Source organism: Streptomyces sp. ICC4, from assembly GCF_003287915.1.
Taxonomy (GTDB): domain Bacteria; phylum Actinomycetota; class Actinomycetes; order Streptomycetales; family Streptomycetaceae; genus Streptomyces; species Streptomyces tritrimontium.
Genome location: NZ_CP030286.1, coordinates 7,144,499 through 7,168,191, shown reverse-complemented (window position 1 = coordinate 7,168,191; position 23,693 = coordinate 7,144,499). Strand labels below are relative to the sequence as shown.

At 70.9% G+C, this 23,693-nt stretch carries 14 protein-coding genes and 8 pseudogenes; 9 read left to right on the top strand and 13 right to left on the bottom strand.

The genetic code is table 11. The features are described 5' to 3' along the window. Positions 1-69: 69 nt before the first annotated feature. A pseudogene (locus tag DRB89_RS33645) lies at positions 70-2,610 on the top strand (AAA family ATPase); the annotation flags it as partial. A 57-nt stretch (positions 2,611-2,667) separates the two neighbouring features. Here DRB89_RS33645 and DRB89_RS33640 read toward each other — a convergent pair. From DRB89_RS33640 to panB, 3 genes are all read right to left on the bottom strand, one after another. Then, a complete protein-coding gene (locus DRB89_RS33640; protein WP_112451911.1) occupies positions 2,668-3,516 on the bottom strand; it encodes an ABC transporter permease in 849 nt (282 codons plus the stop codon). Beyond that, positions 3,513-4,532 (bottom strand): ATP-binding cassette domain-containing protein, encoded by a 1,020-nt coding sequence (locus DRB89_RS33635; protein WP_204357881.1) that lies wholly within the window; start codon positions 4,530-4,532, stop codon positions 3,513-3,515. The genes DRB89_RS33640 and DRB89_RS33635 overlap by 4 nt, the downstream gene beginning before the upstream one ends. Positions 4,533-4,686: 154 nt before the next feature. Beyond that, complete coding sequence (gene panB / locus DRB89_RS33630; RefSeq protein ID WP_112463540.1) at positions 4,687-5,547, bottom strand: 3-methyl-2-oxobutanoate hydroxymethyltransferase; 861 nt, start codon at positions 5,545-5,547, stop codon at positions 4,687-4,689. 342 nt (positions 5,548-5,889) lie between these two features. Between panB and DRB89_RS33625 the strand changes: the two genes are divergently transcribed. Continuing rightward, positions 5,890-6,915 (top strand): endonuclease/exonuclease/phosphatase family protein, encoded by a 1,026-nt coding sequence (locus tag DRB89_RS33625; RefSeq protein ID WP_112451913.1) that lies wholly within the window; start codon positions 5,890-5,892, stop codon positions 6,913-6,915. Positions 6,916-7,033: 118 nt separating this feature from the next. Here DRB89_RS33625 and DRB89_RS33620 read toward each other — a convergent pair whose 3' ends face one another. Next, entirely contained in the window at positions 7,034-8,788 is a 1,755-nt protein-coding gene (locus tag DRB89_RS33620) for an NAD+ synthase (RefSeq protein ID WP_204357882.1), read from the bottom strand. A gap of 50 nt (positions 8,789-8,838) precedes the next feature. Further along, complete coding sequence (locus DRB89_RS33615) at positions 8,839-9,588, bottom strand: DUF4352 domain-containing protein (RefSeq protein ID WP_162688830.1); 750 nt, start codon at positions 9,586-9,588, stop codon at positions 8,839-8,841. Between the two features lie 92 nt (positions 9,589-9,680). Between DRB89_RS33615 and DRB89_RS33610 the strand changes: the two are divergent. Beyond that, a pseudogene (locus DRB89_RS33610) lies at positions 9,681-10,040 on the top strand (transposase); the annotation flags it as partial. 8 nt (positions 10,041-10,048) lie between these two features. Here the strand turns inward: DRB89_RS33610 and DRB89_RS33605 are convergent. Both DRB89_RS33605 and DRB89_RS33600 read right to left on the bottom strand, forming a co-directional pair. Then, a pseudogene (locus tag DRB89_RS33605) lies at positions 10,049-10,441 on the bottom strand (IS110 family transposase); the annotation flags it as partial. 291 nt (positions 10,442-10,732) lie between these two features. Beyond that, positions 10,733-10,891, bottom strand: a pseudogene (locus DRB89_RS33600) (IS5/IS1182 family transposase); the annotation flags it as partial. A 304-nt stretch (positions 10,892-11,195) separates the two neighbouring features. On the opposite strand from DRB89_RS33600, the pseudogene DRB89_RS45210 reads away from it, so the two are divergent. Both DRB89_RS45210 and DRB89_RS46430 read left to right on the top strand, forming a co-directional pair. Then, positions 11,196-11,966, top strand: a pseudogene (locus DRB89_RS45210) (recombinase family protein); the annotation flags it as partial. A 31-nt stretch (positions 11,967-11,997) separates the two neighbouring features. After that, positions 11,998-12,324: pseudogene (locus DRB89_RS46430) on the top strand (zinc ribbon domain-containing protein); the annotation flags it as partial. A 72-nt stretch (positions 12,325-12,396) separates the two neighbouring features. On the opposite strand, the pseudogene DRB89_RS33590 reads toward DRB89_RS46430, so the two are convergent. Beyond that, a pseudogene (locus DRB89_RS33590) lies at positions 12,397-13,303 on the bottom strand (transposase); the annotation flags it as partial. 80 nt (positions 13,304-13,383) lie between these two features. Here DRB89_RS33590 and DRB89_RS33585 point away from each other — a divergent pair. Further along, positions 13,384-14,118 carry a thioredoxin domain-containing protein gene (locus DRB89_RS33585; protein WP_112451939.1) on the top strand — a complete coding sequence of 245 codons (735 nt, stop codon included), beginning with the start codon at positions 13,384-13,386 and terminating at the stop codon, positions 14,116-14,118. Here the strand turns inward: DRB89_RS33585 and DRB89_RS33580 are convergent. Both DRB89_RS33580 and DRB89_RS33575 read right to left on the bottom strand, forming a co-directional pair. Next, positions 14,115-14,297, bottom strand: a pseudogene (locus DRB89_RS33580) (IS5/IS1182 family transposase); the annotation flags it as partial. The gene DRB89_RS33585 and the pseudogene DRB89_RS33580 overlap by 4 nt on opposite strands. 74 nt (positions 14,298-14,371) lie before the next feature. Continuing rightward, positions 14,372-16,789 (bottom strand): NACHT domain-containing protein, encoded by a 2,418-nt coding sequence (locus DRB89_RS33575; protein ID WP_112451938.1) that lies wholly within the window; start codon positions 16,787-16,789, stop codon positions 14,372-14,374. Positions 16,790-16,906: 117 nt separating this feature from the next. Between DRB89_RS33575 and DRB89_RS33570 the strand changes: the two genes are divergently transcribed. Beyond that, entirely contained in the window at positions 16,907-17,116 is a 210-nt protein-coding gene (locus tag DRB89_RS33570; protein ID WP_112451937.1) for a hypothetical protein, read from the top strand. 155 nt (positions 17,117-17,271) lie between these two features. Here DRB89_RS33570 and DRB89_RS33565 read toward each other — a convergent pair whose 3' ends face one another. Next, positions 17,272-18,924, bottom strand: a complete 1,653-nt coding sequence (locus tag DRB89_RS33565; protein ID WP_343234830.1) for an IS701 family transposase — start codon at positions 18,922-18,924, stop codon at positions 17,272-17,274. Between the two features lie 815 nt (positions 18,925-19,739). Between DRB89_RS33565 and glgB the strand changes: the two genes are divergently transcribed. Continuing rightward, complete coding sequence (glgB, locus tag DRB89_RS33560; RefSeq protein ID WP_275435596.1) at positions 19,740-21,875, top strand: 1,4-alpha-glucan branching enzyme; 2,136 nt, start codon at positions 19,740-19,742, stop codon at positions 21,873-21,875. Here the strand turns inward: glgB and DRB89_RS33555 are convergent. Further along, entirely contained in the window at positions 21,859-22,236 is a 378-nt protein-coding gene (locus DRB89_RS33555) for a thioredoxin domain-containing protein (RefSeq protein ID WP_112451910.1), read from the bottom strand. The genes glgB and DRB89_RS33555 overlap by 17 nt on opposite strands. A 28-nt stretch (positions 22,237-22,264) precedes the next feature. Continuing rightward, positions 22,265-22,642 (bottom strand): MerR family transcriptional regulator, encoded by a 378-nt coding sequence (locus DRB89_RS33550; RefSeq protein WP_112451909.1) that lies wholly within the window; start codon positions 22,640-22,642, stop codon positions 22,265-22,267. 395 nt (positions 22,643-23,037) lie between these two features. Here DRB89_RS33550 and DRB89_RS33545 point away from each other — a divergent pair, with 395 nt between their 5' ends. After that, the gene (locus DRB89_RS33545; RefSeq protein ID WP_112451908.1) at positions 23,038-23,661 is read left to right on the top strand and encodes a helix-turn-helix transcriptional regulator; all 624 of its coding nucleotides are present in this window, start codon (positions 23,038-23,040) and stop codon (positions 23,659-23,661) included. The last annotated feature ends 32 nt before the right edge of the window (positions 23,662-23,693 follow it).

The following is a 23,693-nucleotide window of genomic DNA, read 5'->3' as shown; positions in this document are numbered from 1 at the left end:
GTCTCGTGGGCTCGGAGATGTGTATAAAAGCCGGCCCCCGCCGCGCAGGGACCCGTACCGCCCGGACAGGGCAATCTGCGGGCCCGGCTCACGACGTTCGTCGGCCGGGAGGACGACATCCGGGCCATCGGCGACGATCTCGCACGGGCCCGGCTCGTCACCCTGCTCGGGCCCGGCGGCGCCGGCAAGACCCGGCTGTCGCAGGAGGCCGCCGAGGCCCACGCCGGGGGCGGCTGGCCCGACGGGGTGTGGTTCGTCGAGCTGGCCCCCGTCGACGGCCCCGCCGACCCCGAGGACGTCGCCGAAGCGGCCCTCGCCGCGCTCGGCGCCCGCGAGACCAAGCTGCGCGGCGCCTCCGCCGAGGAGATGCGGGTACTCACCGAGCGCGGCGGGGACAGTGCCCTCGACCGGCTCGCCGAGCACTGCGCCCGGCGCCGCCTGCTCCTGATCCTCGACAACTGCGAGCACGTCATCGGCGCCGCCGCCCGCCTCGCCGCGGAGGTGCTCGCGCACTGCCCCGGAGTCCGGATCCTGGCCACCAGCCGCGAGCCCCTCGGCGTGCCCGGCGAGACGCTGCGCCCCGTGGATCCGCTGCCCGACCCCGTCGCGCTGCGGCTGCTGGACGACCGGGGCTCCGCCGCCCGGGCCGGGTTCACGGTCGACGACGACCCGGCCGCCGCCGTCGAGATCTGCCGTCGGCTGGACGGGATGCCGCTCGCCATCGAGCTGGCCGCCGCCCGGCTCAGGCTGCTGACCCCCCGCCAGATCGCCGACCGCCTCGACGACCGCTTTCGGCTCCTGACCAGCGGCAGCCGTACCGTCCTGCCCCGCCAGCAGACCCTGCGCGCGGTCGTCGACTGGTCCTGGGACCTTCTCGACGAGCCCGAACGGGCGGTCCTGCGCCGCCTGTCCGTCTTCGCCGGCGGCTGCGACCTCGACGCCGCCGAAGCCGTCTGCGCCGACGCCGGCGACACGGACGGGGCCGCCGGCGTCGCCGACCTCCTCGGCTCCCTCGTCGACAAGTCCCTCGTCGTCGCCGCCCCCGGCGCGGACGGCAACGGCATGCGCTACCGGCTCCTGGAGACCGTCGCCGAGTACGCCGCCGAGCGCCTCGCCCAGGCAGGCGACGACCTCGCCGACACGGGCCGCCGCCACCTCACCCACTACCGGGAACTCGTCCGCACCATCGAGCCGCAGCTGCGCGGCCACGGCCAGCGCGCCGCCGCCGACCGGATCGCCACCGAGTACGAGAACCTCCGTACGGCCCTGCGCCGGGCCGTCGCCGCCCGGGACGTCGGCGAGGTGCTCTGCGTCGTCCACTCCCTCGCCTGGTACTGGCAGATGCACGACCTGCGCGCCGAGCTCCGCCACTGGTCCGCGGCCGCCGCGGCCCTCGGCCCCGACCCCTTCGCCCCGCCCGTGGTCCCCGCGCCGCCCCTCTACGAGCGGGTCGTCGACACGCCCCCGCCCTACGAGGGCGAGCTGCTCACCGAGGCCTGGCGCGGCATCCAGATCATGTGCCTGGCATCCCGGGACCAGACCAGCGACAACTGGTCCAGCCCGGAGGTCCGCGCCCAGGTCGACGGCATGGTCGCCGCCTACCGCCCCGGGCTGCCGCAAACCTGCCGGGCCCCCGCCCTGATGTGGGTGTACGCCGTGATGATCTCGGGCGATGCCGACCTGCTGCGCGACGTCATCGAGGAGACCGTGCGGACCGCCCGCGGCCTCGGCTACCGCTGGGAGCTCGCCTCCGCCCTCCAACTGCGCGCCAACGTCCTGGCCAACCGCGCAGACTGGGCCGGCGACGCCTCGCGCGACGCGGAGGAGAGCCTCGCGATCTTCCGCTCGCTCGGCGACGACTGGGGCTGCGCCGAGGCGCTCTCCGCCCGCGCCGAGGCCATGGAGAAGCGCGGCGCGTACGCCCTGGCCGCCGACGACTTCCGGGCCGCCATCGAGCACGCCCGGCGGCTCGGCGCCCAGGCCCAGGTCTCGGTGCTGCAGGTGCGGATGGCCGGGACCCTCGTCGAGAGCGGCCACATGGAGGAGGCGGAGGAGCTCCTCACCGGACTGCTCCCCGGCATCCAGCACTCCGGCAACGAGGCCATGCCCGCCGCCCGGATGTTCCTCGCGGGCATCTACGGCCGCACCGGCCGCATCGCCGAGGCCCGCGCGCAGCTCCAGTCCCTGCGCGACGAGTTCTCCTTCGGCGCCTACGCCATCTTCGACGGGTTCCTGCTCGGCACGATGGCCTGGCTCGACAACCAGGAGGACGCGTACGAGAGCGCCCTCGTGACGGTCCGCCGGGCCATCGAGAGCGTCCGGGACCCGCTCGCCCTGATGATCGCCCCGCACCTTCCGGCCGTGTACCTGCTGACCGCCGCCGTCGCCCACGCCGGAGCCGGCGGCCCGGTCCGGGGCCGCCGGGCCGCGGAGCTGATGGGCGCCTACCGGGCGCTGGTGCCGCCCGCGCACTTCCCGGTCACCACCGAGCGTGCGGACGCCGAGCTGGCCGAGGGCCTGGCCCGGGCCGCGCTCGGCGACAGCGCCTACGAGGCGGCGTACGCCGAAGGCGGCGGCCTCACCCTGAAGGAGGCCGCCGCCCTCGTCTGACCCGGTCCCCGACCTGGGTCCGCCCGGGACGCGATCCGGAACGGACCGGTCCGCGGGTCAGGTCTTCTGGCGGAACCTCCGCACGGCGAGCGGCATCGTCACCAGCGTGATGCCGACCGACCAGGCCAGCGTGATCCACACGGAGTTGCCGATCGGGGTCCCGTTGATCAGGGCCCGGGCCGCATCGGCCAGGTTGGACAGCGGGTTGACGTCGGTGAAGCTCTGCAGCCAGCCGGGCATCGTCGTCGTCGGGGCGAAGATCGAGCTGCCGAACTGCAGCGGCATCAGGACCAGCATCGCCATGCCCTGGACGGCCTGGGGGGTCTTCATGGCGAGACCCAGCAGGATGAAGATCCACATCAGCGAGGAACCGAAGATCGCCGCCAGTCCGATGGACAGGAACAGGTCCAGCACGGAGGTCTTGATCGACAGGCCGAGCAGGAAGCCCATGCCGAGCAGGATCGCGATGGCGACCATCATCCGGCCGAGCTCGACCACGATCTTGGCGATGAGCACCGAGGAACGGGCGATGGGCATGGACCGGAACCGGTCCATCACGCCCTTCTTGAAGTCGTCGTTGACCCCGGTGCCGACACCCATGGCGATGTTCATGCCCATCATCGCCATCAGGCCCGGCACCACGTAGTTGACGTACTCGCCCTGGTTGCCCTTGCCCGCGATCGCGCCGCCGAAGACGAACACGAACAGCAGCGTGAAGATGATCGGCATGAACAGGACGTCGAACATCGACTCCGGGTCCTGCTTGATCTGCAGGACGTTGCGCCGCGCCAGGGCGCCGATGTGGCGGAGATTGCCCCGCAGGCCGATCCGGCCGTCATCGGCCGGGGCGGGCCCGCCGGCCGGGGCGGCCGTGGCGGGACGGGGCTTCGTGGTTACGGTGCTCATGCCGCGACCTCCTCGGTCTGCTCGGTGGGAACGGAGTCCTCGACGGAGGGGTGCTGTCCGGTGATGGACAGGAACACCTCGTCCAGGCTGGGCAGGTACGTGCTGATGTCGGTGATCCCGTACCCGCGGGCCGCCAGCAGGCCGACCACGGCGGTCAGCTGCTCGTCGGCCAGGATCGGGACCAGCAGGGCGCCCTCGTCCGGGACGGCCTGGGAACCGGCCACCCCGTCCAGTCCGGCCTCCGCCAGCGAGCGGGCCATGCCCGGCAGGTCCGAGGGGTCGGAGGGGCGGATCCGCAGGGTCCGGCCGCCGACGCGCGCCTTCAGCTCATCGACCTTGCCGTTGGCGATGACCTTGCCCTTGTCGATGACCGTCAGCTCGCTGGCGAGCTGCTCGGCCTCCTCCATGTACTGGGTGGTGAGCAGCACGGTGGCCCCCTCGGCGACCATCCGCTGCACCTCGTCCCACACCTCGTTGCGGGTGCGGGGGTCCAGACCGGTCGTCGGCTCGTCCAGGTACAGCACGGCCGGGCTGCCGATCATCGAGGCGGCCAGGTCGAGCCGGCGCCGCATGCCGCCGGAGTAGTTCATCACGGCCTTCTTCGCGGCCTCCGTGAGGGAGAACCGCTCCAGCAGCTCGTCGGCGCGCCGGCGGGAGTCCTTGCGGGACAGGTCCAGCAGCCGGCCGATCATGTAGAGGTTCTCCCAGCCGGAGAGCTTCTCGTCGACCGAGGCGTACTGGCCCGTCAGGCCTATGGTCCGGCGCAGCTGGCGGGGCTGGCGGACCACGTCGAAGCCGGCGACGAAGGCCGTGCCGGCATCGGGGGTGATCAGGGTGGACAGGCAGCGCACCAGGGTGGTCTTGCCCGCGCCGTTCGGGCCGAGGACACCGAGCACGGTGCCTTCGCGGACATCCAGGTCCACCCCGTCGAGGGCTTTGGTCTCGCCGTAGTGCTTGACCAGTCCCCGCACTTCTACGGCGTGGGGGTTCTTGTCGATTCGCGTCATGTCCACCATGGGACCACCCGCCACTGACAAAGCACCGACATCCGACCGACAGCGGACCGACGGCGGACCGACATCGGGTCGACATCGGGTCGGCAGCGGGTCGGCAAAACGGCGGGGGCCCGCCGAGACGTCCGTCGGCGGGCCCCCGGATGAACCGGTCCTGCTAGTGGAACGCGTGCTCGGCCTGCGGGAACGTTCCGCCGACCACGTCCTCGGCGAAGGCCTTCGCCGCGTCGCCCATGGTCGCCCGCAGGTTCGCGTACTGCTTGACGAACTTCGGCATCTTCCCGCCGGTCAGCCCCATCATGTCCGTCCACACCAGCACCTGCGCGTCGCACTCCGCGCCCGCGCCGATGCCGACCGTCGGGATGTGCAGGGACCGGGTGACCTCGGCGGCCAGCTCGGCCGGGACCAGCTCCAGCACCACCGCGAAGGCGCCCGCGTCCTGCGCCGCCTTCGCGTCGCGCAGCAGCTGGTGGGCGGCCTCGTCGCCGCGCCCCTGCACCCGGTAGCCCATGGCGTTGACGGACTGCGGGGTCAGGCCCAGGTGGGACATGACCGGGATGCCGGACTGCACGATCAGCTCGGTCTGTGCCAGCGAGCGCTCCCCGCCCTCCAGCTTGACCGCGCCCACCCCGGCCTCCTTGACGAGCCGCGTGGCGCTGCGCAGCGCCTGCACGGCGCCTTCCTGGTACGAGCCGAACGGCAGGTCGCCAACGATCAGCGCGCGGCTGGTGCCGCGTACGACGGCGGCCGACAGCAGGGTCATCTCGTCCATCGTCACCGGGACGGTGGTCTCGTAGCCGAGGTGGCAGTTGCCCATCGAGTCGCCGACGAGCATGACCGGGATGCCGGCCTCGTCGAACACGGACGCGGTCATCGCGTCGTAGGCGGTGAGCATGGGCCACTTCTCGCCGCGTTCCTTGGCGAGGGTGAGGTCGCGGACGGTGATGCGCCGGGTGCCCGTGCCTCCGTACAGCGTGGGGGAGGCGGCTTCGCGGGCAGGCGAAACGGCATGCGTCATTGCAACTGCTCCTTGATGTTCATCTCGAGGCGCCCTTACGGCGTCCCCGGACTCACCACCATGGTGGCACTCGTCCGGCCCGGGCGGGAAGTGGCACGAAGACCGGTTCCTCCCGCCGTTCATCACACTTCCGGCGCAGCGCGGGCCGGCCGGGGGCCCGGCGGGGGCCCGGCGGGGCCACGCCCGGTCCAATGTGCGCGTTTCGTGACAAGCGGAACTGTTGCCGCTCGGCCGTTCGTCCTCCCGGACGTACGGCCGAGACAATCGGCACGGAACGTTCCGTATATCGCCTAGGGTCAAGGGGCGGGGACGGAGCGCGAGCACGGCAGCGAGGGCAGTGGCATGGCACAGGCGTACATGACGGAGACGGGGAACGGCGGCTCGGACCCCGAGCCCTCCCGAACCGGTCTCCGGCGCCGGCTGGCCGATCTGAGGGGCGACCGGGGGATCTGGCGCCGCGGGATCGTGCTCGCGGCGATCGCGGCCCTGATCTCGCTCGTCATGATCTTCCACGCCTCGCTGCCCAACGACATCGGCAACCTCGGCAGCCTCACCGAGACCTTCCTGCCCTGGCTCGGCCTCGCCGTCCCGGTGCTCTTCGCCGCCGCGCTGCTGCGCCGGTCCGCGACCGCCCTGATCGCGATACTGCTGACCGCCGCGGTCTGGGTGAACCTCTTCGGCGGACTGGTCACCGACAAGGCCGGCGCCGGCGGCAACCTCACCGTCGCCACCCACAACGTCGACGCCGACAACCTCGACCCGAAGGGGACCGCCGCCTCCGTCGCCACGTCCGGAGCCGACGTCCTGGCCCTGACCGAGCTCAAGGGCAGCGCCGTCCCGGTCTACGAGAAGGCCCTCGCGGAGACCTACAAGTACCACTCGGTCGAAGGGACCGTCGGCCTCTGGAGCAAGTACCCGCTGACCTCCAGCGCGCCCGTCGACATCAAGATGGGGTGGACCCGGGCGATGCGCGCCACCGTGCACAGCCCCCACGGCGACATCGCCGCCTTCGTCGCCCACCTGCCCTCGGTCCGCGTCAAGCTCAACGCCGGCTTCACCGCCAATCAGCGCGACAACAGCGCCGACGCCCTCGGCGCCGCGCTCGCCGCCGAACCGCTGGGCAAGGTCATCCTGCTCGGCGACCTCAACGGCACTGTCAACGACCGGGCCCTGTCCGAGGTCACCTCGCAGCTGCGCTCCACCCAGGGCGCGTCCGGCGACGGCTTCGGCTTCAGCTGGCCCGCCCAGTTCCCCATGGCCCGCATCGACCAGATCCTGGTCCGCGGCGTCACCCCCGTGGCCTCCTGGACCCTGCCCCGCACGGGCAGCGACCACCTCCCCATCGCGGCCCGGGTCACCGTCACGTAGGACCGGCCGCCGGGCCCGCGGCGCCCGTACGGGCGCCCGTACGCATGCCGGTGCCCCGGCCGCTCCGAGGAGCGGCCGGGGCACCGGTGCGAGGACGGCGGGATCCGGAGCGGACGGCCTACGCCTGCTCGCGCCAGCCGTTCGTGATGGGCAGCCGGCGGTCCTTGCCGAAGCCCTTCGCGGAGATCTTCGTGCCCGGCGGGTACTGCCGGCGCTTGTACTCCGCCGTGTCCACCATGCGCAGGGTCTTCGCGACGAGCCCGCGGTCGTAGCCGGCCGCCACGATCGCCTCCAGGCCCTGGTCGCGGTCCACGTACAGGTCCAGGATCCCGTCCAGCACGGGGTAGTCCGGCAGCGAGTCCGTGTCCACCTGCCCCGGGCGCAGTTCGGCGCTCGGCGGCTTCTCGATCGACGCGACCGGGATCGGCGGCGTCTCGCCCCGCTCCTCGGCGGCCCGGTTGCGGTAGCGGGCGAGCCGGAAGACGTCCGACTTGTAGACGTCCTTGATCGGGCCGTACGCGCCCACCGAGTCCCCGTACAGGGTGGAGTAGCCGACGGCCAGCTCCGACTTGTTGCCCGGGGCCAGCACGATGTGGCCCTCCTGGTTGGAGAGCGCCATCAGCAGGGTGCCGCGCAGCCGGGACTGGAGGTTCTCCTCGGCGAGCCCGGTCAGGCCCAGCGCGCCCATGTACGCGTCGAACATCGGCTCGATCGACACGGTCCGGAAGTTCAGGCCGGTCCGCTCGGCCAGGTCCGCCGCGTCGCCCTTGGAGTGGTCCGAGGAGTACTTGGACGGCATCGAGACGCCGTACACGTTCTGCGCGCCGATCGCGTCGCAGGCGACGGCGGCGACGAGCGCGGAGTCGATGCCGCCGGAGAGCCCGATCAGGACCGAGCGGAAGCCGTTCTTCTTCACGTACGCGCGCAGGCCCACGACCAGAGCGTCGTAGATCTCCTCGTCGTCCTCCAGGCGCTCCGCGTAGCCGCCGGTCACGACCGCCTCGTACGGCTCGACCGGCTCCTCGGAGAGGACCACCCGGTCGATGCGCAGGCCGTCGTCGACGACGCCCTCGACGGGCGAGGCCGAGGCGGCCGGCAGGTCGAGGTCGACCAGCACGCAGCCCTCGGAGAACTGCGGGGCGCGCGCGATGACCTCGCCGCCGGCGTCGACCACGATCGAGTCGCCGTCGAAGACCAGCTCGTCCTGGCCGCCGATCATCGCCAGGTAGGCCAGGGTGCAGCCGGCCTCCTGGGCGCGCTTGCGCACCAGCTCCAGGCGCAGGTCGTCCTTGTTGCGCTCGTACGGGGACGCGTTGATCGAGATCAGCAGTCCGGCCCCGGCGGAGCGGGTGGCCGGGACGCGGCCGCCCTCCTGCCAGAGGTCCTCGCAGATGGCCAGGGCCACGTCCACGCCCCGCACCCGGATCACGGGCTGGGTGTCGCCCGGTACGAAGTACCGGAACTCGTCGAAGACGCCGTAGTTGGGGAGGTGGTGCTTGGCGAAGCGCAGGACGACCTTGCCGCCGTGCAGTACGGCGGCCGCGTTCTCCGGGGACCCCGCCGGGCGGCCGAGCCGCGGCGCGGCCTTCTCCGTACGGTCGAGGTAGCCGACGACGACCGGCAGGTCGCCGAGGCCCTCGGCCGCCAGCCGCTCCGCGAGCCCGCGCAGCGCCGCGCGCGAGGCATCGACGAAGGAGCCGCGCAGCGCGAGGTCCTCGACGGGGTACCCGGTCAGCACCATCTCCGGGAACGCCACCAGGTGGGCGCCCTGCTCGGCGGAGTGCCGGGTCCAGTGGACGACCGAGTCCGCGTTGGCGGCGATGTTGCCGACGTGCGAGTCGATCTGATTCAGAGCGAGGCGTAGTTGAGGCACGCGGCCCAGTCTAATCGTCTTTCTGACGCGATGTCCTGGGAGCCGGGCAATCAGCCGATGGGGCCGCTGTACTTCACCGAGGGGAGCCGGCCACCGGGGCTGATGTCGGCGGTGAGGTTCGCGGTGCCCTTGGGGACCTCCCAGGCGATGATCCCGGTCGCCGTGGTGCCCGGCAGGATGTCGCCCTTGATCATTTTGGGCAGCTCCCCGTCGAAGACGAGCTTGCCGGCGAGGCCCTGCTCGTCGCGGAGGTTGGGCACCGCGTAGATGACGTTGAGGTTCTCGGTCGAGTTGTTCGTGATGGTGAGCGTCACCTGCACCGCGTTGCCCACCTTGATGTACTCGTTGTCGGTGACGTACTTCTTCGGCACCGACACCTTCACCTCGACGCCGCTCGGGTACGTGAACGTCTCGCCGAACGGCAGCGCGCTGGTCAGACCGGGCACCTGGGACGGGGACGGCGAGGTCTTGGGCGTCGGGAGCGGCGGGGAGCTGGGCAGGACCAGGTCGTCCTCGTCGAACTCGTAGTCGCCGTAGCGGTTCTCCTCGGCGACCTTGTCCTGGATCTTGCCGACGAAGTTCGCGGTGATGAACCAGCCGCCGACCGAGGCCGCGATGGCGAGGACGCTGAGCACGGTGCCGAAGGCGGCCAGCGTGCCGCGCGGGGCGCCCTTGCGGGACTTGACGATGGCCCCGATGCCCAGGCCGGTGCCGGTCAGGGCGAGCAGGGCGCCGGCCCAGAAGAAGAAGGGGATGAGGCCGACGAAGATGCCGAGCAGGCCGAGGATCAGCGCTGCCACGGCCAGGCCGTTGGTGGCGGACGGGGGCGGCGGGAAGCCGTGCGGGGCCGGGTAGCCGCCGCCGGTCGGCGGCGTGGCCCAGGGGTTGCCCCTCGGGCGCGAACCTGCACGACAGCCAGGCCCTTGAGCCCCTCGTCCGCGGCATACCGCCCATCCGATCCCGCCGCGGACGCCGCCGGCGCCGACCCGGCAAGCTGCACGCGGACAAGGCCTACGACCACGCCCACCTGCGACGGTGGTTACGTGAACGCGGAATCAGGCACCGCATCGCCCGCCGAGGCGTTGAATCCTCGCAGCGGCTGGGCCGCCACCGCTGGACCGTCGAACGCACCATGGCCTGGCTCTCCGGCTGCCGCCGCCTACACCGCCGCTTTGAACGCAAGGCAAAGCATTTTCTCGCCTTCGCCAGCATCGCCTGCACTCTCATCTGCTACCGCCGACTCACCAAATGAGATGACTTCTTAAGGTCGACTGCTATCTCGTCGCCTGGCCGGAGTGCGCCGAGGTCCTTGCGCATGCGGGCCTGGTCGGCGATGACGAAGGCGTCCTTGGCGTCCGTCTTGCCCTGGCCTCGGTAGGCGGCCGATGCCTGGTGAACGGCCAGGCCGGTGAGGTAGACCATCGGCTGGTCATGGCCGAGCAGGAGACCGATCAGCAGGGCGGCCCCGCCGTGGTTGATGTCGACCGCCCAGAGCACATCCTCGGAGAGAGCGGGTACGTCGCTGATCAGCTCGAGCAGCTCTGTCTCGTCGTTGAGGACACGCCGTGACAGCAGGCGTTCGCCTTCCGTGTCGATCACCACGCAGTGGTGATGTTCCTTGCCGATGTCCACGCCGGCCCAGATCTGGGGCACGGTCACCTCCGCCAGCTCGTCGTCCAACAGCAGTCCCGCAGACGACCTCGCCGACGTTGTCCTACACAGCGATCGAATCGCATTTCACAATTAGCGGTCGAGTCGTCGCGGGGCTCCGGGCGGCCAAGTCTTTGAGCCATCCAACGGCGACAAGCTCACAGCCATACCCAGAGCCCCTGGGGTCCGACGATCTTACGAATGACCGCCTCAGGCCCACGTCTGGAAGGTAGGACAAGCTCAGAGGGCGTTTCATCCCGTTGTTTCATCCCAGATTGCCGGGTTGAGGGTAGTTCATGCGCCGCGCCAGCTGGGGGTGGATTCGGCGGTGAGTCTGCGGGTCATGAGGTTGATCATTGCGAGGTGGATCATGGCTTCGGAGCGGTGGGGGCAAGCTTCGTAGTCGCGGGCCAGGCGGCGGTGGTTCATGAGCCATCCGAGCGTTCTCTCCATGGCCCAATCACACTGCACCTATGGATAGTCAGGAGTGCGGGACGGCACCGATAATCGGTCGTGAGGGCCTTCGGCGGGTGGTGGCCGTGGCCCGGCGGTTGGAAGGAGAGCTGGGCGGCGAGGGGAATGGGTCGTCATGTGCGACGACAGTGACGTTGGCCCCAGATAACGCTTCCGGCGGCGCCGGAGGGCGGGTGTGGGAAGTGCTGCCGGCAGTGAACCGGCAGGCGGTGGTTGGCCAGTTGACACGGCTGGCGAGCCGCCTGTTGTCCGTCGCGACATCGACGGATGAGCGGGACCGGCAATGAGTTCAGTGATGCCGTGGGAACGGTCCGGCAGCAAGATCGATGACCGCCACCTCCAGCGGCTGGCGCTGATCTACATCCGCCAGTCCACCCGACAGCAGGTGCTTGGCCACCAGGAGTCGGCCCGGTTGCAGTACGCCCTGGTGGACCGGGCGCTCGCGTTGGGTTGGCAGGCGGACCGGATCCTGGTGATCGACGAGGACCTGGGCAAGTCGGGGTCCAGCGCGGTCGCCCGCACCGGCTTCCAGCGTCTGGTCACCGAGATCGGGCTGGACCATGTCGGACTGGTGCTGGGCATCGAGATGTCCCGGCTGGCCCGCTCCGGCAAGGACTGGTACCAGCTGATCGAACTGTGCGCTATGTCGGGCGCGGTCCTGGCGGACACCGACGGCGTCTATGACCCGGCCGACTACAACGACCGGCTGCTGCTGGGACTCAAGGGCACGATGAGCGAGGCCGAACTCCACCTGATCAAGCAACGGATGTGGAGCGGGCGTCTGAACAAGGCCCGCCGCGGCGAGCTGGCCTTCGCCCTGCCCAGTGGCTACGTCCGACGCACCTCCGGTCAGGTGGCCCTTGACCCGGACGAGCAGGTCCAGACCGTGATCCGGCTCATATTCGCGCAGTTCGAGCGCCTGGGCACACTGCACGCAGTACTGCGCTACCTGGTCGAGAACGAGATCCAGTTGGGCATCCGCCTGCGCGAGGGGCCGGATAAGGGCACCCTGGAATGGCGACGACCGAACCGGATGACCCTGCAGACCCTGCTGCACAATCCCGCCTACGCCGGCATCTACGCCTATGGGCGGCGCCGGGTCGACCCGCGCCGCGAGGACCCGGCCCAGCACCGGACGGGTCGTCCGCTCCCGGGACGGATGGCACGTGATGATCCCCGATGTCCTGCCCGCCTACATCACCGTCGCCCAGTTCGAGGCCAACGAGGCGAAGCTGGCGGCCAACCGTGCCCGCGCCGAAGCCATGGGCGCGGTGCGGGACGGGCCCGCACTGGCCGCCGGACTGGTGCACTGCGGACGCTGCAACCGGCGCATGAGCGTGCGCTACCACACCCAACGCGGCATGGCCCTGCCCGAATACCTGTGCTCCCGCGACGTCGCCAACTACGGCGCGGACAAGACCTGCCAACTCCTCAACTCCGCCTGCGTGGACGCCTTCGTCGAACAGCAGGTCCTGGCCGCCTTGGGCGATGCCTCGCCAGGCTTTCAGCTTGTTGATCAGGCGCTCGACGGTGTTCCGCTCCTTGTAGAGGTCGGCGTCGTGGGTGACCGGCCGGCCCCTCTGCGGCCTTTGTTCTTCCGGTTGGATGCCTGGTCCTTCTTCTCCGGGATGACTGCCTTGATGCGGCGTTTGCGCAGGTAGGCGCGGTTGCCGCGGGACGAGTAGGCCTTGTCCCCGGCGACCGCGCCGGGCCGGGTGCGGGGACGGCCGACGGGCCCGCGGACCCGTACCTTCTTGAGCACGGGGATGAACTGCGGGCTGTCCGCGGCCTGCCCTGCGGTCAGGATCAGGGCCAGGGGCCGACAGCGGCGGTCGGCGGCCAGGTGGATCTTGCTGGTCTGTCCGCCTCGTGAGCGCCCGAGCAGAGCGGCGTTCAAGCGGAGCTTGCGCCGTCGCCGGACGCGCCGCCGTTCGGCCCGGCCGGGATCAGCGACGTCGCCGTGTCCGTCTTGTTCCGCCGCGCCGCCCCCTTTTGCCGGGCCGCCTCCGCCTCGACGGCGGCCTTTTCCAGAGCGTCCAAAACGTCCTCCTCCAGGCGCATTCCGGCCGCGTCGTGATGGGCGCGGACCGTCGTGGAGTCCACGCTGACCAGCGACATATCCACCCTGCCCCGCCCGGCCGCCTCGGCTATCAGCCCCTCCAGCAGCGCCTCGAAAACTCCGGCGTCCCGCCACTGCCTGAACCGGTTGTGCACGGTGGACCAGGCGCCGAACCGGCCCGGCATCTCCCGCCACTGCGCTCCCGTACGGAACTTCCAGATCACACCCTCGAACTGCTGCCGTAGCCGCTTTGGATACGGGCCGTACTCACCGACCGGCAGATACGGCTCGACGAACCCCCACTCGTCGTCCGTCAGTTGCACACGCGTCATGTGTACCGGACTACCGGATCTGCCCTCGAAGCGAGGGCAGATCCGGCAAACCGATCACGACTCAATACACGCCCTAGCAGGTGAGAAGCATACGAGGGCTGGCTGTCGCGTCGGCGGTGGCCGCCATCGCCGTCGTCTTGACGGCCGGCTGCGCGCAGACGGCGCAGTCCACGGACGCCAAGAGCGCAAGCACACCTCGGCCGGTGTCGTACGCGGCGGTCGGCGAGCTGCCGGAGACGCTGGCCGCGGACGGCACCACGATCGTGGTGGGCGACCCGGCAGCGGCAACCACGGTCCGGCTGTACGAGGATCCGCGCTGCCCGTACGTGGACGAGTTCGAGGCGGGCGGAGCGCCGGTGCTCCGCGCGATGACGCTGCGCCGCGAGGCCAAGACCGAGTACACCTTCGCGTCCTTCAGGGACGACCGGGTGGGCGGCGACGGATCGAAAAGGGCGGTCAACGCGCTGCGCGCAGCGCTCGACGCCGGCCTTTTCACCGAGTACCACACGGTGCTGATGGAGAACATGGCCAAGAGCGAGCGCGCGGGCGGGTACACCACGAATTCCCTGCTGTACCTGGCCGACCAGGTCCCCAGTCTGCGGAGCGAGGCCTTCGACTCCGCGGTGGCGACGATGAAGTACAACGACTTCGTCATGGCGTCGGAGAAGGCGTACGAGGCAGCCGGCGGCGATGACCCGCGCGGGCCCGGCACTCCCACGGTCGTCATCAACGGCACTCAGATCACCGGCGCCCGGTACGCCTGGCTCTTCGAGGAGAGGTCGTTCGGCCAGCTCCTGAAGTCCGCGCGGGGCTAGAACCTGTCTGACAAATAGCCAGTTGGTGGTTCTCGGAGCCAGAGGATGAATGAGGCCAGCACGAAGCGGGTGCGGTAGCGGGTGGCGAGTTTGTCGAAGCGCGTGGCGATGGCACGGAACTGCTTGAGACGGAGGAAGCAGTGTTCGACGACGTTACGGTCGCGGTCGGCGGTGCGGTCGAAGTTGGGCGGGCGGTGCCCGAGGGGCGAGCCGCTAATCGAGGCGCAACTGAACGCTTCCGAGGTGCTGGTCACTATGTATGAGCACGACTCGCCCGGTCGGTCGCGGTGCTGCCGGGTTGGCGCGGACCGTGCGCACCGAGCCACTCCTGAAGCTCCCGGTGGCGGAACTGGTAGGCCGATCCTGACACCCGGAGCAGGCCCGCTCCGTAGGCCCAGCGCAGGAACCGGCCCAGCCGCCAGGGGAGTTGTCCGCGCGCGCAGAGCAGGAACACCAGGTAGCGCCGGCCTGCCCCGGTGAGGAAGTACAAGCCGAGCAGGAGGCCGAGGACCAGGCACACGGCGACCGCCCCGGGCGTCAGTGTCCAGGAGTCGAGGCTGATTTGGACCACCTGGGTGAGCACCAGTCCACCGGACAGGACCATCATGGGGATGAGGCCGAACCCGACCAGCAGGTCGTGGCGGATCGCATGGTGCGGGTCGGCGCGGGGCTCAACGATCGTGCCTGCCGAACGGCCGTAGGTCAGCTTGCGCCATTTCTCCGCCCGGACCCACCGGCCGAAGTCGGTCGGCGTCGCGGACGTGCGCTCCCAGGTGACCGGACCTGTCAGAGCACTCAGTACACCGAAGAGGATTCCGGCCGGAAGACTCACGCCCGCGAAGATCGCGGTGCAGCCCACCAGGAGCGCCAGCTGTTTGAACGGGTCGAGGGAGAGCATCACCAGGTCGACGACGCCCCAGACCAGGGTCACGGCGACCGCGGCGAGGAAGCCGATCAGGAAGCCCGCCGTGCCCGCTCCGACGATGCGCCGTCCCATCAGCCGCAGTCCAGCGACGGTGCCCAGCCGCCCGAGCTGTGCGGCGCGCGGCACGACACGGCGCTTCCAGGCGCGCAGCCAGAGCAGCCCAGCGAGCAGCACGGTGTAGACCGTCCATACGTCGCTCTCCTTGGGCTCCGCAAGCTGCACCCACCCGCACAGGACCGCGACCCACAGCAGGACCAGCAGCAGCTCGGCGATCCGCACCCGCCGGGGCATAAGCTGCCAGAGCTCGTGCAGGTACAGGTCCGTCCCGGTCTTCGGCGCCCCGGCGGCCGGTCCGGCAGCCAGTACACCGAGCCAGCGGCGGGTGGCCTCGACCGGGTAGCGGTCGGGAGCGGTGGGGTGCGAGGCCGAGGCTGCGGAGAGGTAGAGCCCGAGCAGGTGATCACCCGCCTCCTCAGCGGAGGTGAAGGCGAGCAGGTCGGCCGGGTCGCGTCGGTAGGCGAGTTCGGCATCGCGCTGCTCGTAGACGGTGGCTGCCAGGTTCAGCCGCCATGGGGTGTTCAACACGGCGGCCAGGACGCCCGGTTCAGATTCCGCCAGGTGGCTGAGTACCGGTTGCCAGCGCTGGGGGGCGGCGGTGCGGTCGGTGAGGTAGGCCACCGCCTTGATGGCGGACACCGCCTCGATGCGGACGCGGGCCGCGTCCCGCACCCGCACCTGGCGTCGGGTCAGCCGTTCGTAGAGTTCGGTGCGGCAGGTGAGCACGGCCGGTGCGCTGCCCCGTGCGTCCTGGTAGGAGTTGAGCTCCTCCAGCACCTGGTAGGCGCGGCTGCGGGCGAGCGGGGTGTCGGCCGCGTCCATCTCGTCCAGGCCGTCGAGCACCGGAAGGATCCGGCGGCCCTTGACCAGGGCAACGGCCCGGCGTCGGGTGATGCCCTCGGCGGCGAAGCGGTCGGCCACCTGTTCGGCCAGCCACCGCTGGAGCGGGAGCCCCTGGCTCCAGCCCGCCAACGAGAAGCGCACCGGGACCGGATCGGCCCGGGACCGGGTCCGGTCCGAGAGCAGCGCCAGAACCAGGTGGATGGCCAGCAGGGTCTTACCGGCGCCCGGCTCGCCGGTGATCACCAGACGGGCCGGCCGGAGCGCCAGGTAGAACGCCTGGGCATCGCGCAGGTTCCCCCGCTCTTGGGCGCCGGCCGCGTTGTTGGCCAGCTCGGGGACGCACCGGAACACCAGGTCGATCCGGTGTCCGCCGGGTCCCAGCAGTCGGGAGGCGTGTTCGGTCTCGTCGGCGAGGACCTGGCTGGCAATCCGGGCCGCTGCCTCGTCGGTCCAGTTGTCACCGGTGCCGGTGCCGGTGCCGCCGCCTCCCGGCGACGTGCTGTCAGGGTGGGGCACTCCGGCCGGTCCGGTGCCGTCGGCGACCGGGGCCACCGGAGGCGGCACCATCACGGTGATGTTCGCGTGCAGTTCGAGGAGCCGGTCCCGGTTCAGCTTGAGACAGTCGGCCAGCTTCGCGACCGTGATCGCGCTGGGAGGCGGGGCACTCATGCTGAACGCCTGGATCACGGTGGTCTTACCCAGTCCGGTCCGGGCCACCAACTGGGTCTTCGTCAGCTTGTGGGTCGCCCGCCCCCGCTCCAGTAACTGGCGTAGCAGGACGAGTGCGTCACGTCCGGTCGCCGTGGCGGTGTCGTCGGCGGCCTCGGAGTCGTCCTGCTGAGCCACGTCGCCCCCGGCACACGGTCCGCTTCGGTTCAGGAAGGTTCAGCCGAACCACGGCGAACCCTTTCGAGAGCAGTGTCCACCCTGTCAGCACCCAGCACCAGGAAATGGGGACTCCTCATGAACACTTCGACCAAGGTGGCCGTCACCCTGCTCGCAGCGGCCAACGTCGTAGTCATCGCGCTGATGGTGGGCTGGGCGGCGGGTCACCTGGCCCACCGGGACGGGGCTGGCCACTCGCAGGCGATCGGCCGGGCGGCGATCGCCTTCGGCGGCACCCTTACCCTCGCCGCGACCCTCACGCTGACGATCCTCCAAATGCTCGAGTGACCCGGGCCCTGTGCGGTTACGTTCTTGGACGGGACACCGTGCTGACGATCCCTCTCGTTGCGTGACGCTCTGCGGTGCGCAGCTAGGACCTGTCTGATAATTCGCGGCGGATCGGGCCAGACCTGACTCGAATGGTCGGACAGGCCCTAGGGTGATCACCCATGAGACGAGGGTGGGCGCTCACCATGGCCACGGCTGGTGCCGTAGTCCTGGCCGGGAGCGGATTCGTGGTGGGGGACCGGACGGGTAGCCGGGACGAGCCGTCCTGCGCAGAGGTCCGGCAAGCAGCTGAGGATCTCTTCGGCCAGTGGTCGAAGCTGGATTCGGACGACGGGGTGAGGTCGGTCAAGGTCAGAGCGGCGGCCGACATCGTGCTGACGCACGGGGACTGCTTCAACTTCGTGACTCGGTCCGCAGCGCGGGCCGCGGTGCAGCAGCTCGACGTGAGCGGCGCCGCGACCCCAGCACAGCTCGCGGCGGGCCTTGTAGCCTGCGAGGCGGTCGTCAAGGATGTGTCGTCCTGCCGGACCAGGCCCTAGTAGTGCTTTGTTACGTGTTGTTGTAGGCCTGTCTTGGGATGGGTTGTCGGCAGGTGGGGCAGGTGCCGGTCCAGGTGGCGATGAGGTGGTGGAGGAGGTCCAGGGCCTGGTAGAGGGGCAGGCCCTGGCAGGGACTTTTGGGGTCCTCCGCTGTTCGGTGAGGAAGAGGTGGGCGGCGGTGACGAGGGTGACGTGGCGGTGCCAGCCGGTGAAGGAGCGGCCCTCGAAGTGGTCCAGGCCCAGGACGGTCTTCAGTTCGCGGTAGTCGTGCTCAATCCGCCAGCGGGTCTTGGCGAGACGTACCAGGTCCTTGGCGGGAATGTCGGCGGGCAGGTTCGAGATCCAGTACTTCACCGGTTCCCTCTCGCCTTCGGGCCACTGCGCGATCAGCCAGGTGAGGGGGATCGTCCCGTCGGCGGCGGGTTTGGGCCGGCGGCCCGCGAGGCGGACTCGCAGGAGCACGAAGTGCGAGCTCATCGCCGCTTTCGATCCCTTGCGCCAGGTCAGCGTGTGTCCCGCCCGTCGGCCGGCGGCCAGCACATGGTCGCGCAAGGAGACCGGCCTGGTGCGGTAACGGGGCAGCGGCCTGGGCCCCAGTCCGCCGTATGCGGGCTGGTGTGGTTCGGCCTCCTCGCCGTGGGCGGTCATCTCGACTTTCACCTGCAGGATGTAGGCCAGTCCCCGGTCTTCGAGGCCGTGGCGGAAGTCCGCGTTCGCGCCGTAGCCGGTGTCCGCGACCAGTGCGGCGGGCCGCAGAGCGATGCCGTCGAGTTCATCGAGCATGTCCAGCGCGAGCTGCCACTTGGCGCGGTGGTGCTCGGTATCGGGAATCTTGCAGGCTCGCCTGCGGGCCTCGGCTTCCGGGCTGTCCCAGCTCGCAGGTAGGAACAGGCGCCAGGACAGCGGGCAGGAGGCCGTGTCCGTGGCGGCGTGGACGCTGACGCCGATCTGACAGTTGCCGACCTTGCCCAGGGTGCCCGAGTACTGGCGGGCCACCCCGGGCGAGGCGGTGCCGTCCTTGGGGAAGCCGGTGTCGTCCACGACCCACACCTCGGGCCGCACCGCGGCCACGGCCCGCCATGCGAGCCGGGCTCTCACGTCCTCGACCGGCCAGGGCGAGGACGTCATGAACTGCTGCAACCGCTGGTGATCGATGCCGAGGCGTTCGGCCATCGGCTGCATCGACCTCCGCCGGCCGTCCAGCAACAGCCCCCGCACATAGAGCAAGCCCTTCTCACGCTGGTCCCGCCGCACCAGCGGCGCGAACACCTCGGAGGCGAACTCCTCTAACCGGACCCGAACCGCAGCAAGCTCCCCAGCCCCCATACCAACCAGCGAACTACCAGACACCCAACGTGACAAGACCAGCTAACAAAGCACTACTAGCCGGCGCCGAGCCGGTACAGCAGCACGGGTCCGTCACCGGATTCGGTGGCGGCCCCGCTGCTGTACCGGGCGCGCGGTGGGGCGCGGCAGGACCCCGGGGCCGGTCAGGCGGTCCGCGGTCTCTGCTCCTTCGGGCTGGTCAAGGTTTTGTGTGCTGGGCAGGCGTCGCAGGCGCTGGCGATGGGTCGCGTGCCACCACCCATCGGGCTTGCTCGGTGGTGAACGTCCCGCCGATGGTCCCTTCGATCGCCCGGCAGTCCGGCTGATGGATGCGCATTCCGGGATCGCATCCGGGTGCTCCGGCGGGGTGCGGTACGCGCTGGAGACCAGTGCCGTGAAAGTCAACGCCTGAACGGTAGCCGATACGCCCATCGGGAACGCCCACGGGCGCGACCGGGCCACATGCCGCGCCTCCCGCGAGGGGCTGCGGGCCCGGGCGGGGCGCCGCGGCGCCCTCCTGGCCACCGCGGACCTGGCCCAGGCCTTCGGGGAGCCGGCGGTGCGACGGGGTCCGAGCTGTCAGGGGATCGTCTAGACCTCGTCGCGCACAGGGGCCAGCAGCCGGTCCAGGACCCGTTGCCCCCGCCGCCCTTGAGGCGAGCGGCGCGAAGAAGGCCCGGGCCCCGCGGGCCCGCCGGGCCGCACCGCCGCACGGGGTCCGGCCGGCGCCCCCGCTCGGCGCGCAGGAGCGGTCCCGGCTGCTGGAGGGCCGCCACCACGATCCGCACGGGGTGCTCGGAGCCCGTGCCCAGCGGGGCGGGGTGTCCTTCCGGGTGCTGCGCCCGTACGCGAAGGCGGTCACCATCGTCGCCAAGGGGCTGCGGGCCGAGCTCTTCGACGACGGCGACGGGCTGTTCTCGGGGCTGCTGCCGCTGGCCGGGGTGCCGGACTACCGGCTGCTGGTGACGTACGACAGCGACGAGGTCGAGGTCCACGACCCCTACCGGTTCCTGCCCGCGCTCGGCGAGCTCGACCTGCACCTGATCGGCGAGGGCCGCCACGAGGAGCTGTGGACGGCGCTGGGCGCGCAGCCGATGGAGCACCAGGGAGTGGCCGGCACCCGGTTCACCCTGTGGGCCCCGAACGCGCAGGGGGTGCGCGTGAGCGGGGACTTCTCGTACTGGGACTCGGTCGCCTACCCGATGCGCTCGCTCGGCTCGACCGGGGTGTGGGAGCTGTTCCTGCCGGGTGTCGGCGCGGGCGCCCTGTACAAGTACGACATCACGCGCCCGGACGGTTCGCACACCCTGCGCGCCGACCCGATGGCCCGGTCCGCGGAGGTCCCGCCGGCCAACGCCTCGGTGGTGACGGCCTCCTCCTACGTCTGGCAGGACGCCGAGTGGATGGCCTCGCGCGGGGCCCTCCCGGCGCACCAGGCCCCCTTCTCGGTGTACGAGCTGCACCTGGCGTCGTGGCGGCCCGGCCTGTCCTACCGGCAGTTGGCCGAGCAGCTCCCGGCGTACGTCACGGAGCTGGGCTTCACCCACGTGGAGCTGATGCCGGTCGCCGAGCACCCCTTCGGCGGCTCGTGGGGCTACCAGGTCACCGGCTTCTACGCGCCGACCTCCCGGATGGGCACCCCGGACGACTTCCGCTTCCTGGTGGACTCGCTCCACCGGGCCGGGATCGGGGTGATCGTCGACTGGGTGCCGGCGCACTTCCCGCGCGACGAGTGGGCCCTGGCGGAGTTCGACGGGCGCCCGCTGTACGAGCACCACGACCCGCAGCGGGCCGCGCATCCGGACTGGGGGACCCTGGAGTTCGACTACGGGCGCCGCGAGGTCAGGAACTTCCTCGTCGCCAACGCCGTCTACTGGTGCGAGGAGTTCCACGTCGACGGGCTGCGCGTGGACGCGGTGGCCTCGATGCTCTACCTCGACTACTCGCGCGGCGAGGGCGAGTGGACGCCGAACGAGCACGGCGGGCGGGAGAACCTGGACGCGGTGGCGCTGCTCCAGGAGATGAACGCCACCGTCTACCGGCGCTGCCCGGGCGTGGTGACGATCGCCGAGGAGTCCACCGCGTGGCCGGGCGTCACCCGGCCCACCGACGCGGGCGGTCTGGGCTTCGGCCTGAAGTGGAACATGGGCTGGATGCACGACACCCTGCGCTACGCGTCGAAGGAGTCGGTGCACCGCAAGTACCACCACCACGACATGACCTTCGGGATGGTCTACGCGTTCAGCGAGAACTACGTGCTGCCGATCTCGCACGACGAGGTGGTGCACGGCAAGGGCTCGCTGGTGTCGAAGATGCCCGGGGACTGGTGGCAGCAGCGGGCCGCGCACCGGGCGTACCTGGGCTTCATGTGGGCCCACCCGGGCAAGCAGCTGCTCTTCATGGGGCAGGAGTTCGCGCAGGGCTCGGAGTGGTCCGAGATGTACGGGCCGGACTGGTGGCTGCTGGACTCCTCGTACGCCGCGGCCGGCGACCACCGGGGCGTACGCAGCCTCGTGGGCGATCTGAACCGCACCTACCGGGCGGCGCCCGCCCTGTGGGAGCGGGACACCGTGCCGGAGGGCTTCGCGTGGGTGGAGGGCGACGCGGCGGAGGACAACGTCTTCGCCTTCCTGCGGTTCGCGCAGGACGGCTCGCAGCTGCTGTGCGTCTCGAACTTCTCGCCGGTGGTCCGGCACGGGTACCGGATCGGGGTCCCGGAGGAGGTGCCGGCGTGGCGGGAGGTGCTCAACACCGACCAGCAGCTCTACGGCGGCAGCGGCGTCCACCACGCGCGGCCGGCGCGGCCCGAGCCGGTGCCCTCGCAGGGGCGGGCGGCGAGCCTGCGCCTGACCCTCCCGCCGCTGGCGACGGTCTGGTTCAGGCCCGCGCCGTAGCCGCGGCGGCGGCGGTCGGGACCGCCGGGGCCAGGTGCTCCTCCAGTTCCTGGAGGAGCCGGCGCTTGGCCCGGGCCCCGACCAGCTGCCGGACGGGTTCGCCGTCCCGGAAGACGAGCAGGGTCGGCATGGACAGCACCCCGTAGCGCGCGAGCGTGGCGGGGTTTCGGTCCGCGTCGATCTGGACGACCTTGAGCCGGTCGGCCTCCTCGGCGGCGACCGCGGACAGGACCGGGGCGAGCTGGCGGCACGGGCCGCACCAGTCGGCGGTGAACTCCACCAGGACGGGCCGGCCCCGCTCGCCGAGCACCTCCGCCTCGAAGTCCGCGTCGGTCACTTCGGCCACACCGTGTGCCTTCATCGTTGCTTCCCCTCTCTCCTCGACCGGTTCAACCGGTCATCTCACATCTGGGCCGTGCCGCTTCGGCGTCGGCGAGCTGGCTCGCCACGTGGTCCCGTACGTCGGTGAGCCGGCCGATCAGGCCCTCCAGCTCGGCGAGCTTGCGCCGGTAGACGGCGAGCGAGGCCGGGCAGGAGTCGCCGGCCGGGTGCCCGGCGCGCAGGCACTCGACGAACGGGCGGGTCTCCTCCAGGTCGAAGCCGAAGTCCTGGAGCGTGCGGATCTGGCGGAGCAGCCGCAGGTCGTCCTCGCCGTAGGTGCGGTGGCCGTTGCCGTCGCGCCGCGCGGGCAGCAGGCCCCGGGACTCGTAGTACCGGAGCGTCCGCGTGCTGGTGCCGGCCCGCTCGGCCAGTTCGCCGATTCGCATGGGCCGACCGTAAGCCTTGACGTCGGCGTCAAGGCAAGGAGTCGGGGGGAGGCCCTCACCACCCCCGTGAGCGAGGGCCTCCCTCCGGGAGTACGTACCGGCCGGGTGGCCGGTTCGCGATGATCCGGATCATGTGAGGCGGATCACGCACGGGGGTACCCCGCGGGGCGGCCGGAAACGTACGCTAGGAAGTGGATCACGGATCGATCCGATTACCGGACAGTCGCAGAGAAAGCGGACCAAAGCCCTTAACTCCATAGGACTTTCCTACGAGTTATGGGCTTGTTTGTTTGGTCTGTAGTCGCCACGCCTCGGCCACTCCTACGGTGTGGCGTGTGCACTCCAGCCCACCTTTCAATGCCCCCGCCGCGCGTCGTCTCCGCGCGGCCCTGGGCATGGCTCCCGGTCATGTCGCCTATGGCCTGCGCGCCCAGTACGGACTGCTCGTCACCCCCGAGACCGTGACGGCGTGGGAGCGTGGCGAGATTTCGCCCTCCTCCACCGAGCTCACGGCCCTCGCGGGCGTGCTCTGGTGCTCCCCCAGCGAGCTCCTGGCCGAGCCGGTCACTTTGCGCGAGCACCGCATGGCCAGGGGGCTGGCCGCCGACGACCTGGCCCGGCGGGTCGGTGTGGAGACGGGCTCATACCAGAAGATGGAGGACTCCGGCCGCTGGAAGGGCAACGAGCGGCAGTCCGCCGCGCTGGCCACGGCCCTGGGGCTGACCCTGGCCCAGTTCGTGACCGCGACCGGCAAGCACGAGGAGCTGGCCGATCTGCTGCGCAGCGGGGTGACCACGCGCTGGCAGGCGTACGTGAAGCCGCTGGCCAAGCTGCTGCCGGTGCCCAAGGCGCACCTGGAGCGGGTGCTGGAGCAGCTCCACGGGGAGTACCAGTCGAGGATGGTGGCGACCCTCGGATGGGGCGGCGCCGAGGGCGAGGCCGGCAGCGGCGACTCGGGGCGCGAGTACCTCGCGGACATCGTGGACCGCTTCTGGTCCCTCGCGGGCGGTGCGGCGTAGGACACATTTCCACCGCGGGCCCCCTACCGGAA